At 68.5% G+C, this 13478-nt stretch carries 12 protein-coding genes and 4 pseudogenes; 5 read left to right on the forward strand and 11 right to left on the reverse strand.

Annotation, left to right across the window (positions count from 1 at the left end; genetic code table 11):
- Nucleotides 1-133: 133 nt before the first annotated feature.
- Together CPH93_RS33335 and CPH93_RS33340 are read right to left on the reverse strand one after the other, a co-directional pair.
- Nucleotides 134-982 carry an NmrA family NAD(P)-binding protein gene (locus CPH93_RS33335; protein WP_096214988.1) on the reverse strand — a complete coding sequence of 283 codons (849 nt, stop codon included), beginning with the start codon at nucleotides 980-982 and terminating at the stop codon, nucleotides 134-136.
- Entirely contained in the window at nucleotides 979-1404 is a 426-nt protein-coding gene (locus CPH93_RS33340) for a nuclear transport factor 2 family protein (protein ID WP_096214989.1), read from the reverse strand. The genes CPH93_RS33335 and CPH93_RS33340 overlap by 4 nt, the downstream gene beginning before the upstream one ends.
- 90 nt (nucleotides 1405-1494) lie before the next feature.
- Between CPH93_RS33340 and CPH93_RS33345 the strand changes: the two genes are divergently transcribed.
- Entirely contained in the window at nucleotides 1495-2088 is a 594-nt protein-coding gene (locus CPH93_RS33345; RefSeq protein ID WP_096214990.1) for a TetR/AcrR family transcriptional regulator, read from the forward strand.
- 416 nt (nucleotides 2089-2504) lie between these two features.
- Here the strand turns inward: CPH93_RS33345 and CPH93_RS37675 are convergent.
- The 4 genes and pseudogenes from CPH93_RS37675 to CPH93_RS33370 form a co-directional block, all read right to left on the reverse strand.
- Nucleotides 2505-2735 (reverse strand): annotated as a pseudogene (locus tag CPH93_RS37675) (DUF2071 domain-containing protein); the annotation flags it as partial.
- An 85-nt stretch (nucleotides 2736-2820) separates the two neighbouring features.
- Entirely contained in the window at nucleotides 2821-3636 is an 816-nt protein-coding gene (locus tag CPH93_RS33355; protein WP_159395095.1) for an SDR family NAD(P)-dependent oxidoreductase, read from the reverse strand.
- Nucleotides 3633-4399 (reverse strand): annotated as a pseudogene (locus CPH93_RS37680) (NAD(P)-dependent oxidoreductase). The gene CPH93_RS33355 and the pseudogene CPH93_RS37680 overlap by 4 nt, the downstream one beginning before the upstream one ends.
- A gap of 69 nt (nucleotides 4400-4468) precedes the next feature.
- Nucleotides 4469-6010 (reverse strand): monooxygenase, encoded by a 1542-nt coding sequence (locus CPH93_RS33370; protein WP_096214993.1) that lies wholly within the window; start codon nucleotides 6008-6010, stop codon nucleotides 4469-4471.
- Between the two features lie 69 nt (nucleotides 6011-6079).
- On the opposite strand from CPH93_RS33370, the gene CPH93_RS33375 reads away from it, so the two are divergent.
- Complete coding sequence (locus CPH93_RS33375) at nucleotides 6080-6772, forward strand: TetR/AcrR family transcriptional regulator (protein WP_096214994.1); 693 nt, start codon at nucleotides 6080-6082, stop codon at nucleotides 6770-6772.
- A gap of 150 nt (nucleotides 6773-6922) precedes the next feature.
- Here CPH93_RS33375 and CPH93_RS33380 read toward each other — a convergent pair whose 3' ends face one another.
- Nucleotides 6923-7471, reverse strand: coding sequence for a GNAT family N-acetyltransferase (locus CPH93_RS33380; protein WP_096214995.1), 549 nt, complete (start codon nucleotides 7469-7471; stop codon nucleotides 6923-6925).
- A 328-nt stretch (nucleotides 7472-7799) separates the two neighbouring features.
- On the reverse strand, nucleotides 7800-8060 hold the full coding sequence (locus tag CPH93_RS33385) for a hypothetical protein (protein WP_159395097.1): 261 nt from the start codon (nucleotides 8058-8060) through the stop codon (nucleotides 7800-7802).
- 668 nt (nucleotides 8061-8728) lie between these two features.
- On the opposite strand from CPH93_RS33385, the gene CPH93_RS37100 reads away from it, so the two are divergent.
- Complete coding sequence (locus CPH93_RS37100; RefSeq protein WP_231977051.1) at nucleotides 8729-9154, forward strand: hypothetical protein; 426 nt, start codon at nucleotides 8729-8731, stop codon at nucleotides 9152-9154.
- Nucleotides 9155-9429: 275 nt separating this feature from the next.
- Here the strand turns inward: CPH93_RS37100 and CPH93_RS37685 are convergent.
- Nucleotides 9430-9765: pseudogene (locus CPH93_RS37685) on the reverse strand (nuclear transport factor 2 family protein); the annotation flags it as partial.
- Between CPH93_RS37685 and CPH93_RS33395 the strand changes: the two are divergent.
- Nucleotides 9671-10103: pseudogene (locus tag CPH93_RS33395) on the forward strand (transposase); the annotation flags it as partial. The pseudogenes CPH93_RS37685 and CPH93_RS33395 sit on opposite strands and share 95 nt — an antisense overlap.
- Before the next feature lie 451 nt (nucleotides 10104-10554).
- On the opposite strand, the gene CPH93_RS33405 reads toward CPH93_RS33395, so the two are convergent.
- Nucleotides 10555-11388 carry an SDR family oxidoreductase gene (locus CPH93_RS33405; protein ID WP_096214997.1) on the reverse strand — a complete coding sequence of 278 codons (834 nt, stop codon included), beginning with the start codon at nucleotides 11386-11388 and terminating at the stop codon, nucleotides 10555-10557.
- A 59-nt stretch (nucleotides 11389-11447) separates the two neighbouring features.
- On the opposite strand from CPH93_RS33405, the gene CPH93_RS33410 reads away from it, so the two are divergent.
- Nucleotides 11448-11987 carry a winged helix-turn-helix transcriptional regulator gene (locus CPH93_RS33410; RefSeq protein WP_173909931.1) on the forward strand — a complete coding sequence of 180 codons (540 nt, stop codon included), beginning with the start codon at nucleotides 11448-11450 and terminating at the stop codon, nucleotides 11985-11987.
- A gap of 546 nt (nucleotides 11988-12533) precedes the next feature.
- Here CPH93_RS33410 and CPH93_RS33415 read toward each other — a convergent pair.
- Nucleotides 12534-13367 carry a PIG-L family deacetylase gene (locus CPH93_RS33415; protein WP_096214998.1) on the reverse strand — a complete coding sequence of 278 codons (834 nt, stop codon included), beginning with the start codon at nucleotides 13365-13367 and terminating at the stop codon, nucleotides 12534-12536.
- Nucleotides 13368-13478 lie beyond the last annotated feature (111 nt).

Consider the following 13478-nt stretch of genomic DNA (forward strand, 5'->3'; position numbering starts at 1 on the left):
GAGACGACGCAGCCGGTGGAACGGCCCGGCGGTGATCGGCGGGCACGCGAGGGGCCGCGGGGGTAACTGGCAGCCGTACCCGACAGCGAGCAGGTCAGACGGCAGCCCGGGAGGCCGAACCCGGGGCCGAGCTTCATCCGTTTCGCGCCATCTCCCGTTCGGCGACTGCGCGGAAGCTTTGCGACGGGCGGCCGGTGAGGCGCTGGACGGTGTCGGTGGTGCGGTCCTCGGCTCCCTCGGCGATGGCGCGGTCCATGCCTGCCAGCATCTCGGCGAACTCCAGCGGCATCAGCGCCGTGAGACGGTCCCGCATCTGTTCAAAGGCCAGGCGGTGGTGGACCACAGGCCGGCCCGTAACGTCCGTGATGATCGTGGCGATGTCGTCGTGGCTGAGCGCCTCTGGTCCGGTCAGGAGCAGGTCGGTGTTGGGCGCCTGATCGCCGGTCAGGGCACGTACGGCGACGGCGGCGATGTCGTCGGCGTCGACGAAGCCGACCCGGCCGGTCCCGGCGGCGGTCTGGATCGTGCCGTTTGCGCGGATGTTCTGGGCGTGTGCGTGATTGCCGGTGAAGTTCTGCATGAACCAGGAGGGCCGCAGCACGGCCCATTCGTCGAACAGGCCGGGCAGGGCCTGGTGTACCGCTCCCACCGCCGGGCCGCCCTCGGGGATGGCCGAGGAGCTGAGCAGCACCGCGCGGTGTACGCCGACGGTGCGGGCCTGTCGGAGAAAGGGCAGCATGACCGAGGCCGGGTCGGCGTCGCCCAGGGGTGGGATGAGGTAGACGCGGTCGGCTCCGCCGAGGGCCGCTGCGTGGGAGGCGGGGTCGTTCCAGTCGAAGCGGACCGATTCCGCGCCCGGGACAGGGGTGGCGTGACGGCTGGCGGCCTTCACCCGGTGGCCGGCCGCGATCAGTTGTGCGGCGGTCCGGCTTCCGGTGGTGCCGGTGGCCCCGATGACCAAAGTGGTGTCGGTGGCGGTCATCGGGTGCTCCCGGCGAAGTCGACGCCGGGCTCCTGGACGGCGAGGGGGTTCCAGTAGTCGCGGTAGGAGGTGAAGCGCCCGTCCTGAACCGTCACGACGGCGATGTAGGTCATATCGAAGGGAGCGCCGGTCTCCACCAGGCGGCCCATGCCGCGCATCTCGACCACGATGGTCTTGGGGGCGGTGGTCCGATGGATCCGCACGTCGGGGAAGTCGTGCAGGTCTATGTGGTCGGGGTAGTGGCACATGTAGGCCGCGATGGCGTCCTTCCCCTCCAGCCGCCCGGGCCAGCCCTGGGGGGCGAAGGGGAATTCCAGGATGCCGTCCTCGGCCCACAGGTCGACCCAGGCGGGAATGTTCTTGTCCAGCAGCAGTTGTAGGCCGTGTCGATACAGCTCTGCGGGTGGGGTGTTCTCGGGCATGGGTTTCTCCGTCCCGTACGATGCGGACCCGAGGTCCGTTTCACTGCACGATACGGACCGCCGGTCCGCATCGCAAGCAGAGGGAGTCTCATGACCGAGCGCAAGCCACGCAAGGACGCAGCCCGTAACCGGGCGGCCGTCCTCGCAGCCGCCGACACGCTCTTCACCCGCTGTGAAAGCCCCGCGGACGTCACCATGGCCGACATCGCGACAGCGGCCGGCGTGGGCAAGGGGACGCTCTTCCGCGCCTTCGGTGACCGCACCGGGCTGATCCGCGCGCTGTACGAAGCGCGACTCGAGCCGGTCAGGGAGGCCGTCGAGGAGGGTCCGCCGCCACTGGGCCCTGCCACCCCGCCGCTTCAGCGGGTACCCGCCCTGCTCGACGCGCTGCTGTGCTTCAAGCTCGACAACCGCCACCTCGCGCTCGCCCTGGAGGGAAACGGCAGCGACAGCCCCTACCGGGCGGAGCACTACGAGCGATGGCACACCCTGCTCCACGTCATGCTGGAGCAGATCCCGGGCCTCACCGGCAGCGCGTTCACCGCACACGCCCTGCTCGCCTCCGTCCGAGCGGACCTCGTCGAGCACCTTGCCGGACAAGGGCGCGTACCCCGCGAAGAGTTGAGGGAGCAACTGGCGAGCTTCACCGCCAAGGTCCTGGGCGCTCGCCCCTGCGGGGGCTGACCTCAGTGGCTGATGGGCGGCCGGCCGGTCGCCCAGGGCCGCCGCGGCTTGGCCTCCGTCCTCGGCCACCGCAGGCCCGGCCCTGTCGAGCGCGGACATCCATGAACGGCCGCGGAATGGCATCAGACAGTCCCAGCGCGAAGAACGGGCGTTCAGTCGATGACGGCGGTGGCTTCGATCTCGACCAGGTGCTCGGGGACGTCCAGTGCCGCTACCCAGCGGCGTGGTGGGGCGAGTTCAGCAGTGGCGGGCGCGGTTGTTCAGGGTGCGGGGATGCCGCCGGCGTGTGAGGAGCGTGCGGGACGTCCGAACCGGACGGTGGCTCCGGGGGAGTACAGGACGCTTATGGGGGCGTCGAGCGCTGTCCGGAGCCCTGCCGCCCTGGTGCGGCCCTCGTCGCATGTGACCAGCTCGGCCCGGTGCATACGGCAGGGGACGAGGCCGGCATGAGTGGCCCCGTCGAACGTGTCCGGAACTGTTCCGGTCGGCAGCAGGTGGGCCACCTGTGACGGGTCAACGGCCCAGTGCAGGAAAGCCAGGTCGAGCCACGACTGTGTGAGCAGAGGGTTCTCGGTGGAACCGATCGGGTCGGCGGTGATCGGTTCGGGAGCGGGCGGCTTGAGCGACCCGGCGTCAGCATCGCACAGGCGTTGCGACCGCCTCCGCGACAAGTCTCTCGACGTGCGGATGTCCGCGAGCGGGCGTGACCGGCCCGCTGGCCCGACTCGCCCGTCATGGTCGGGTCAGGCGTTCCGCCAGCTGCCAAAGTCGTGTCGCCAGCTCCCGGTCGTCGAGATGCGGGGACCCTGCTGCCGGGCGGTTCCGTACGAAGTACCGCCCGTTGATGTCGGCGGCGTCCGCGCTCGCAAGGAAGGCCAGACGGCGCGCGCCGTCCGCCGGGCTGTCGAGGAACGGCCTGGCCACTGTTTTCAGTACGGCCCCGGTAGTGCCCATGTAGCGGCCGAAGTCGGAGGCGATGACGCCCGGGTGGAAGTCGGCGACGGTGATTTCCGGGTGGCGGTGGCCGAATTCGCGCAGCAGGATGGCACCGGCCAATTTGGCGCGGGCGTAGACGTGGTGCGCGAGGGGGCGGGACAGGCCGGCGGCCACCGCGTCGAGTTCGTCGGTGGTGAGGGTGGCTGCCGTGTGGGAGCGGGACGAGGTGGCGATCACACGTCCGCCGCCCAGAAGCGGCGCGAGCAGGGTGGTCAGCAGCCAGGGAGCGAGCGCGTTGACCTGGAAGGTCGCTTCTATGCCGGCTGGAGTCCGCAGGGTGTCGCGAGGGATGCCTCCAGCATTGGCCGCGAGGACATCGATGCGGGTGAGCCTGCGGCGCAGATGGTCGGCCAGCCGCCGTACATCGGCGAGGGCGGTGAAGTCCACGGTGGCTCCCTCGATGCCCAGCTCGTCCGTCAGAGCCTTCGTCTTGCGGGGATCGCGGCCGACGGCGATCACCCGCGCGCCTGCGTCATGGAGCTGGCGTGCAGCCTCCGCACCCACGCCGGAACTGGCCCCTGTGATCACCACGGTCATGTCCACAACGCTCACTGCCGGGGCCTCCCCTCGCCCAGCGGCTCGGGACCGCTCGCCGGCTCGTTCGTCCCATCGTGGTGCGGCTCCTTCGGCGGGGGGCGGGGGCTCTTGCGGCAGGGCCCGTTCAGGACCGCGCGTGCCCCGGCGAAGCGGTTCTTCTCCGCCGCGTCGAGCAGGAACTGGGCCACGTCCGAGCGCGCTATCGCGAGGTTGTGTGGAGTGCGGAGTTCCCCGTACACGGACCAGTGGCTCCCGGGTGGGGCGTCGGTCAGGGCCCCGAAATATGCGACGGTCCAGCTGAGGCCCGATGTGGTGAGGGTGTGTTCGGCGGCGTCGAAGTCGCGGTAGTCCCGCCGTATGAGGTGCGGGTCGCGGCTCGAAGCAGCGGCGAAGCTTGATGGGCGCTCGCTCCCGCGCCCCAGGCCAGCGGCATCACGATGCGCTCCACACCACCCTCGTGCATGGCCGCCACCAGGTTCGCGGCCGCGCGCGCGACGATCGCCGGGCCCTGTCTGCCCTTGAGCCACAGCGGGTTGCCGAGCCCTGAGATCACCGCTTGGTGCCCGGCGATGGCCCTTCGGACGTCAGCGGGCTCGTCCGCCACCGCCCCCTTGATCACCGAGAGGTTACGGTGCGGACGCAGGCCGTCCGCCCTGCGGACGAAGGCGGTCACCTGATGACCGTTCGCCAGTGCACGGATGATGACCTGCCGGCCGAGTCCGCCATTGGCGCCGACGACGAAGAGGCGCATCTCAACTCCTCCATCTCTGCAGTACATATGAGGGAGGGGCGGACCCGCCCGGGGCCGGAGGGAGGAAACTTGAGCGGCCAGGCGCAGCGAACACGGTCATGCGCCGCTCCTCGGTGTGGGGAGTGCATCCTTGGACAGGCCCGCCCAGTCGGCCAGCGCCGCAGTGCGCTCGGTCCGGCGCGCATCCGTATCGCTGCTGCGGCTGGCCCATGCGACGTGGCCATCAGGGCGCACCAGTACCTCCGTCACGCCTTCCAGTTCAGGGTGGTCGTCGTGCTGGGTCACGGTGACGGTATTGACGCGTTCGGCCCACCCGGTCTCGACCGCCGGTCGCAGTGCCTCGTCGCCGGCGAAGTCGAGCAGGGCGAAGCGGCCGTGGAGCAGCAGCTCATTCGCCCGTGTTGCGTTCGAGGCGGCTGCGGTCAGGCCGATGTCCGGCATCCGCCGGCCGATGAGCGCGTCGGCGTTGGCGCCGGCGGGCGGGTAGCCGGTGTCGAGTGCGGAGACCCGGCCGGCGAGGCATCGGTTGACCACCTCCATGCCCAGGAGTTCGTCGATGAGCTCGCGCAGGGCGGCTGCGGGCCTCGCGTACTGGTCCACGAGCGTCAGTTCCGCCAGCAGGGTCTGGACCTCGGTGTTCTCGGTGACGGCCTGTCCGACGGGACGGCGCTCGGTGTCGTAGCTGTCGAGTAGCCCGGGCGGCGCCCAGCCGTGTACCTCGGCGGCCAGCTTCCAGCCCAGGTTCATGGCGTCCTGCAGTCCGGTGTTGAGGCCCTGTCCGCCCGCGGGGAAGTGGATGTGGGCGGCGTCGCCCGCCAGCAGGATCCGGCCCGCGCGGTAGCGCTCGGCGAGGCGGGTGGCGTTGCCGAAGCGCGACAGCCACCGCGGTTCGTCGATGCCGCAGTCGGAGCCGCACAGGCTCCTCAACGAGGAGCGGAACTCGTCAAGGGTGACGGGCTCGTGGGCGGAGACCCGCATCCGCGCGGGGTCGATGCAGACGAACAGGGTGATGTTGCCGTCCAGCGGCACGATCAGGACACCGCGGGCCCGCGCCCGCTGCAGCGCCGGATCGTTGCGGTCGACGATCGCGAAGTCGCCGAGGATACCGGTCATCGTCTCGTCGGTGCCGGGAAACCCGACCCCGGCGGCCTCGCGGGCGGAACTCCGCCCGCCGTCGCAGCCGACCACGTACCGCGCGCGTACGGTCTGCTCGCCTTCGGGGCCGCGGACGTCCACCTCCACACCCTCGGCGTCCTGGTGTACCCCGACGACCTCGTGGCCTCGCAGGATCTCGACACCGAGCTCACGGGCCCGTTCCTCCAGCAGGGTCTCGGTGCGGGCCTGGGGGATGAAGAGGGTGTAGCCGTGGCGGGTGTCCAGCGCGGTGAAGTCCAACTGGGTGTCCAGGCCGGCGAAGTGCCAGCCGTGCGCGGTTCTGCCGTGGCCGAGGAACCGGGGGGCCAGCCCCCGCAGGTCCATCAACTCGATGCTGCGCGGGTGGAGGGTCAACGCCCGGGAATTCGGCTGCGGCGCGTGGCGGCGTTCGACGATCAGGGTCCGTACGCCCGCGAGCGCCAGCTCGCAGCCGAGCATCAGCCCGGTCGGGCCCGCTCCGACGACGATCACTTCAGTGCTCATGGGGGTGCCTCCCACGTCAGAATTTAGTGAACGATGTTCACGTGAACGTCGTTCACTATAATGAGCCGCATGAGTGGCCCGTCAACCCCATCCGGCGCCGAAGCCGACGCCGCGCCCCGTCGTACGGGACGCGGCCGTCCGCCCCGCCTCGACCAGGCACGCACGATTGAGACCGCCCTGGCGCTGCTGAACGAGGTCGGACTCGAAGCGCTGACCATGCGGCGGCTGGCGGACGCGATGGGGGTGCAGGCCGGGGCGCTCTACCGGTACTTCGCGACCAAGGATGACCTGCTGACGGCGATGGCGGAGCGGATGGTGGCGGACGTGTCGGCCGCCCCCGCGGGCGATCCGGACTGGAGCGAGCGCCTGTCGGGCCTGGCCAGATCGCTGCGGCAGGCCCTGCTCGCCCACCGCGACGGGGCGCGGGTCTTCGCCGGTACGCACTCCACGGGGCCGAACACCCTCGGCTTCGCCGACACCGGCATCGGCATCCTGCGCGACGCGGGATTCGCCGACGAGGACGCGGCACGGGCGCTGATGGCGGCGGTCAACTTCACCGTGGGGCACACCCTCGAGGAACAGGCCGCCCTGCGTCCGGGGGGCGGCGGACCGGCAGACCCAGGTGTCCTGGGCGACGCGGTCACGGCAGGCACCTACCCACACCTCTCAGCCACCCTGCCCGCCCTCGCCAGCCTGGATTTCACACCCCACTTTGAGTTCGGTCTCGGACTGCTGCTCGGAGGCTTGAGGGCGCTGCGGTAGCCGCTCGCGGGGCCGTTACCCAAGCGGCGGACTCCGCTCGGAGGGCGAATGGCCCGGCTGGAGTCCCTACTGGGTGCCCGCGGCCACCAGGATGGCGCCGCGGCTGCAAACGGCGCGTCATGTCACAACAGGGGTATCGGCCCTCATGGCCTATGCGTTGGGTTCACGCAGGCCGACTGCGTCATGCCGCCAGAACGGCTCTGCATAAACCAGCGTCCCCGTCATCCACGGCTCATACCTCGCGAGCCTGATGGCCTGGAAGGCACCGTCCGGGATGCGCAGGGATGGCTTTCGGAAGCCCAGGCCGCCACCGGGTGCGAAGCCGAAACGTGAGTAATAACCCGGATCGCCCTCCAGGAAGACGAGGGGAACCGCCCGCTCGGTGAGCGTCCCCAGTCCGTGTCGGACCAGGGCCGAGCCGATACCGCGCCCCTGAAGCTCGGGCATCACTGCCAACGGGCTGAGCACTTGCACCTCAACCAGCCGCCGAGGGGCATCGAGCAGGCTGCGAGTGAACATGACATGTCCGACGATCTGCCCGTTATGCTCGGCGACCAGCGAGAGAACGTCCTCGGGCGTGATGGCGTCCCGCAGGCTATCGATCAGGTCGGCCACGACAAGGCCGTGGTCACCGAATGCCTGCAGATGAATGTCCCGCACAGCCTGTCTGTCGCTCGGAAGCTCTTCGCGAAGATCCATGCCCGGAGGGTAAAGACCCCTCGGGATGGCTCGCACACGGTTTTGGAGCCGGAAGGCACACGGACCAGTATCCGAACGTTCGTCGCGCTCCGACGGGGCGAAGGTTCACTGATGCGGCACTAAGGGCTGCCCCGTAATCCCTGGTGGATCAGCGCGCGGCGTCAGATGCGGTGCATCGCAAGGCGGAGGGACGTCCGGATACTGGGCGTATCCGGATGTTCCGACAACGCGGCGTGGGGGTACCTCCCAGCGTTAGCTGGGGGAGTGCCGTAGCTGTCGTCGTGCGCCCGCCAGGGGTTACGGGACAGCCCTTAGGTGGGCGAGGATTTCAGGCGAACGGGTCGCCCGCCACCCCGCTGAGGCGGACCAGCCCGGGCCTGCCCTCGTCGGTGACGCGCACGTACAGCGTGTAGGCCGAGCCCGTCTCCTCCGCCTTGGCACGGGCCCAGGCCAGGACGTCCTCGACGTCGGCGCCAGTCACCTCGTACTCGTCCGACACCCTCTCCGACCTGTCCCAGAAGTACGCCCGATAGGTGGCGTCGTCCTGCTCCCAGGTGGTGTCTTGCGGATCCACTCCTCGTACGTGCATGGGGTAACCGTAATGGCCCGGCCCGCGGGCTTTCCGTCGACGTGGGTCGGCGGCCTGGGAGCGCCCCCGCCGTCACCTCCCCGAAGGCCGCATGGACGAGCTCTACCCCGAACTCCCCGAAAGCGCCCCCGCGCTGCCCAACACCACAGAAGATCCCACCAGTTGGTCGGCTACGCCACGAAAGGGGGGGGCACGATCGTTTATTGATGCGACGCCCCGGTCGATCGCGGCCCAGTGACGTTTTGAGCCTCCATGGCGCTGTAATCAGTGTGACGTCCTGTGCGCCGACGCGCCATGTCACATGCTGGACGCGGCTGTTCTTACTTTCCGCGACCTTCATGTCGGGCCATTCCGGAATATCAGCTGCTGGGCAAAATAGGGCCTTTCGCATCTCATGGGTTGACTCAATGCGACAGAATCGCACCCCGGGATCACCGAATGTCGGGCACCGCTCGGGCGAACTGAGACGCGACGGCCCATACCCCCGCTACCCACAGTGGTGGCAGGTGTCGTTCGAAGTTTGCCTGGAACGGGACGACTCTTGATCGCTTGCCACCCCCTGGATAATCTCCGTTTCGAACATCCATGCAGGGCCGTGACCTGGCCCATCGTTATGCGAAACAGGGGGAAGTGTGCGTAACCCACGTAGGGCGCTTGCCATTTCAGCTATGAGCCTCATCATGGCTGGCGGTCTGACCACCGGTCCCGCGATAGCCGACAGTCACCATGGGGCTGACGGACCCCCGTACGCCTGCAAGGCGTCGGCTGACAGGCCGCACTACTCCAAGGGCGCCAAGAGTGTCATCTACAAGACCCGCGTCGAGTGCGCCGGCAGCATGCCGACCATCGAGGTCCATTGCAATGGCCAGTTGATGTATTCCACCGGCGGGGCTCCTTCGATGGCCGCGACGTCGAGTGAAACGCAGTCGGTCAAGACGGACGGCACGAAGACGACCTTCTATACGCCTGAGGTGGGTGGCAAGAAGGTGAACTGGTCGGGCAGCTTCCAGGGCTCGACGCACTGCACCAGTCCGGATAGCCGCATCGAAATTGGCGATGCCACGACGCCTGTCGTCAACGTGAAGGTTCCGTAGGGAATTGCTGACGCCCCGATCCTGCGGCTGTCCGACGACGGCTGGGGCCGGGGCGTTTCGCTGCCTCCGCATCGGGGCCACGGCCAAGATCCACTTTCGATACGCGCCCTAGTGCCGCATCGGGCAACGTTCGCCCTGACCCGTGACTGTCTTGGTCGCGAGGCTCCGGTGCGGTCCGATTTGAGAGGTGGTACCTGCTCGGGTACGAGTCCCGCCTGGCGGAGGAGGCCGTATAGGTCGGTCTCGCCCCAGAACTCGATGATCCGTCCGTCTCGGAGCCGGTAGGACTTGATGCCCGTCATGGTGAGGTCCCGGCCGCTGCGGTCGTGGGTGTAGGTGAGGGTGAAGGCCACGGTGACCCGGTCATCGGCTGCGAAGAGGTCGTCCACTTGGACGCGACAGTTGGACAGCCCCGGCGTGAGCACCGCTCCCTCGGGGTAGTGCTGCCCTTGCCCATGAAAGCCCGCTCCGTGAACACGAACGTCTTCAGCGACGAGCTCTTCGAGCTCAGCGAGGGGCGTCAACCGCCGCAGGAAGGGCGCCACCGATACGCTGGCCGCGCTGAAGTCGATCGGTGCCGCCCGGCCCGACGGCACCCCGATCTGCGTCATCCTGGACAACCTGTCCGTCCACAAGGCGCCGCCATCCGCCGCTGGGCGAAGAAGCACAAGGTCGAGCTGTGCTTCACCCCGACCTACACCTCGTGAGCCAACCCGATCGAGGCCCACTTCGGACCACTGCGGCAGTTCACCATCGCCAACTCCGATCACCCAACCACACCGTGCGGACCCGGGCCCTGCATGCCTACCTCCGGTGGCGCGACGCCAACGCTCGCCACCGCGGCGTCCTGGCCGCCGAACGCAAGGAACGCGCCCGCATCCGCAGTGAGAAAGGCATCCGCTGGGGCGGACGGCCCTGCGAGTGGCGGCCTGACCTGGCAGGAAGGTGAGTCACCGAGATCGCGGGGCGAGCGGGGCTTCTAGCCTGAGGCGGCAACGGGTGGCGCCGGCAGGGACTCAGGGTTCGATGACGAGGCGTTCGATGAGGCCGTCGCGGAGTGTGAACTGGTAACGCAGATCGATGCTCCCGCCGGGGAAGTTGCCCTCCAGGTGGTGGGTGGCGATGTAGCGGGTTGCGTCGGTCTGCTGGGCGCCGGTGAGGTGGATGGTGTAGGTGAATTCGGTGGCCGATCGGTCGAGCCACTCCCCGATCTCCTCAGTGCCCTCGTAGGTATTGCGTCGTCGATCACTGTGGCTTCGCGGGTGAACGCCGTGATTGCGCTGGCGGTGTCGTGGGCTCGGTGCGCTGTCAGGTAGCGGGTGATCACCTCGGGCAGGGTGTCCGAGGTGCTGGTTCGGGGCTGGTTGTCGTGCATGACGCTCCTTGGGGTGGTGGCGGGTTCAGACGGTGGGGGTGGTGCCGCCGTCGATGACGTGTTCGGCGCCGACGATGGCCGAGGCGCGGTCGGAGACGAGGAAGGCGACGAGCTCGGCGACTTCCTCGGGCCGGTTGGGACGGCCCAGCGGGATGCCGCCCAGGGAGTCCATGAGCCGACTCAGCGCCGCTTCCTGCGTGATGTCTGCGTCGTGTGCGATCCGGGCGACGAGGTTGTCGGCGGCCGAGGTCTGCACGAAACCGGGCGAGACGGTGTTGACGCGGACACCGTGCGGGGCGACCTCGTTGGCCAGGCCCTTGCTGTAGGTGGTCAGGGCAGCCTTGGCGGCTGCGTAGGCCAGGGTTCCGTTCCACAGCGGCATGCGGCGCTGGATAGAGGTGACATGCACGATTACGCCCTTACCTGTGGCGATCATGTGCGGCAGGAGTGCGCGGTCCAGGCGGACGGCGGCCAGCAGGTTCGTGTTCAACTCCCTGGCCCAGTCGTCCTCGCCGAGCGTGGCGAACCCTCCAGCCGGCGACTCGGACCCGCCGAGGGTGTTGACCAGGATGTCGACGCCTCCCAGGCGGGCGTCCGCCTCGGCGGCTACGTGGGCTGCGCCCTGGGCCGTGGACAGGTCGGCGGTGATGAACGCCTTCTCCTCGACGTCTTCGGGGCGGCTGCGGGCCGTGACCAGCACGGTTGCGCCGGCCTGGGCGAGACGTCGGGCGATGGCAGCTCCGGTGCCCTTGGTGCCGCCGGTGACCAGGGCGCGTCGGCCTTCAAGGGATTCGCTGAGGGGTGTGGTCACGGTGTGCTCCGTTCCGGGTGCGGGCGCAGAAGGCACCGCTCCCGCCATTACTGCTAAAGTAGAAGCTACTAACTTCGACTTTAGCAGTAACCGAGGGGATGGCTGCCATGGCAAGCCGGATCAGGCTGGAGGACCGGGAGTGCCCACTGTCCACGACGGTGGAACACGTAGGCGAGTGGTGGACGCTGCTGATCCTCCACGACGCTTTCGACGGCTACACGCGCTTCGACCAGTTCCAGGAGAGTCTGGGCATCTCTTCCAGCATGCTCACCACCCGGCTGAAAACCCTCGTCGCCGACGGACTACTGGAGCGCCGGCCCTACCAGACCAACCCCGTACGCCACGAGTACGTCCTCACCGAACTCGGGCGCTCCCTCCGACCCGTGGTCGTCGCCCTGGCCGCGTGGGGTAACTCCCGCCTCACACCGGCCGAACGCAGCATGATCCTCATCGACGCGCACAGCGGCGAGGAAGTCGAGCCTGTCGTCGTTGACGCCAAGACCGGCCGCCGGCTCGACGACAGCGACACCTACGTCTTCACCGCAGGTCCCGCAGCCAGCGACGCCATGCGCCACCGATACGCGACCCGACCGACCACCCTCGCGGAGGCGATAGGGCTGCCCCAAGCCGGCACCGAACAGCCGTGAGCTGGGCCGGGACGCACCCTCGTGCCTGATCGACCAGGCAACACCGGATGGCGGTCAGCATCACGCATGCCAATCGTCCCGAGCCGTTGATAACCAGATCAAGTGAGGTGAGGGGCACCGTTGGTCGGTTTTCCAAGAATCGCCATCATGGGCTGCGCCCCCGGATCCCACCTGAGCCGGAGGGAGTCATCAGCGCAGCCCAACCTGGTGAACCTTCCCGGTCACAGCACTACTAGGGTCTTGCTCTGCAAGGTACTTTCAAGGTCGAGCGCTGCGTCAACCATCTCTGATATGGCACGGCCTGGCCATAGGCATCGACGAACTCGCCACTTCACTACGGCTATTGACGATGCCGCGGGGCCGTCGCGTTGGTCGCCAGGGGGACGGGGCGGGCTCCACCGGCGGGGTCGCTCGTCGGCCGGGGCCCAGAGGTCAACCCCGCGGGCGCGGGCACGCTTCGAGGCGGCGGGCGAGTGCCTGGAAGCGGGCTGCTGGATCGCGCCGTGCGGCCGATGAGCTTTTCCGGGCCTCGGTCGGACGGGCGGATTAGCGCAGTCCGGCGAAGAGATCGTTCTCGGGTACGGCCGTGCCGGTGGCGTCCTTGACGCGTACGAAGGTCTCCATGCCCATCAATTCGCCGAACCGCTCCTTGCCCATCTTGAGGAAGAAGATGTTCTCGCCCTGACTGGCGTGCGCGGCCAGTGCGTCGAACTTCTGACCGCTGAATGCGGTGGTGTCCACCCACGTGGTGATCTCATCGTCGGGGAGGCCGATTTCGGCTATCGCGGCGGCTTCGGCAGGATCCGGCTCCGGCATGTCCTCCTGAAACTCGCGCATGGTCTCCGAGAACCGCTGCATCATCGAGCGGGGCATCGTCGTCCAGTACACCTTCGGCGTCAGTGCGGTCATCTCCAGCGCCGCCATCGTGATGCGGTGGGCCTGGATGTGGTCGGGGTGGCCGTAGAAGCCGTTCTCGTCGTAGGTGACGACCACATCGGGTCGGTAGTGCCGCATGAGTTCCGCGAGTCGGGCGGCGCCTTCCTCCACGGGGGTCTGCCAGAAGGATCCGGGGGCGTCGTTGCTCGGCCAGCCGATCATCCCGGAGTCGGCGTAGTCCAGCATTTCCAGATCGCTGATCTTCAGGGCTTCACAGCTCGCCTGGAGTTCTTGACGGCGCATCAGGGCGACGGCCGCCGGATCGTGCCCGGGATCGCCCGGCTTGACACCCCCTGGTCCGTCACCGCAACCGCCGTCGGTGCACGTCACGAGAACCGTGCGGATGCCCTCCGCCGCGTACCGCGCCAGGACCCCTCCGGTTCCGGTGGCCTCGTCGTCGGGGTGGGCGTGCACTGCCATGAGCGTCAAGGGCCGGTCAGTCATGAAAACTGTCCTCCTGCAGAAATACGTCGTGTTCCGAGTGCGCGGCGGGCACACCGTGATCCTGTGGTCCGGATCCTGGTGGGGCGGACGACCTTGTGGTCTCCGTGTTCC

It is taken from the genome of Streptomyces sp. 2323.1, from assembly GCF_900221035.1.
GTDB lineage: Bacteria > Actinomycetota > Actinomycetes > Streptomycetales > Streptomycetaceae > Streptomyces > Streptomyces sioyaensis.

Bases quoted from the DNA above. Each gene is read 5' to 3' on its own strand.
- CPH93_RS33335 (WP_096214988.1), bottom strand. From the start codon at position 982: ATGACCGCCACCGACACCACTTTGGTCATCGGGGCCACCGGCACCACC.
- CPH93_RS33340 (WP_096214989.1), bottom strand. From the start codon at position 1,404: ATGCCCGAGAACACCCCACCCGCAGAGCTGTATCGACACGGCCTACAA.
- CPH93_RS33345 (WP_096214990.1), top strand. From the start codon at position 1,495: ATGACCGAGCGCAAGCCACGCAAGGACGCAGCCCGTAACCGGGCGGCC.
- CPH93_RS33370 (WP_096214993.1), bottom strand. From the start codon at position 6,010: ATGAGCACTGAAGTGATCGTCGTCGGAGCGGGCCCGACCGGGCTGATG.
- CPH93_RS33375 (WP_096214994.1), top strand. From the start codon at position 6,080: ATGAGTGGCCCGTCAACCCCATCCGGCGCCGAAGCCGACGCCGCGCCC.
- CPH93_RS33380 (WP_096214995.1), bottom strand. From the start codon at position 7,471: ATGGATCTTCGCGAAGAGCTTCCGAGCGACAGACAGGCTGTGCGGGAC.
- CPH93_RS33385 (WP_159395097.1), bottom strand. From the start codon at position 8,060: ATGCACGTACGAGGAGTGGATCCGCAAGACACCACCTGGGAGCAGGAC.
- CPH93_RS37100 (WP_231977051.1), top strand. From the start codon at position 8,729: ATGAGCCTCATCATGGCTGGCGGTCTGACCACCGGTCCCGCGATAGCC.
- CPH93_RS33405 (WP_096214997.1), bottom strand. From the start codon at position 11,388: ATGGCGGGAGCGGTGCCTTCTGCGCCCGCACCCGGAACGGAGCACACC.
- CPH93_RS33410 (WP_173909931.1), top strand. From the start codon at position 11,448: ATGGCAAGCCGGATCAGGCTGGAGGACCGGGAGTGCCCACTGTCCACG.
- CPH93_RS33415 (WP_096214998.1), bottom strand. From the start codon at position 13,367: ATGACTGACCGGCCCTTGACGCTCATGGCAGTGCACGCCCACCCCGAC.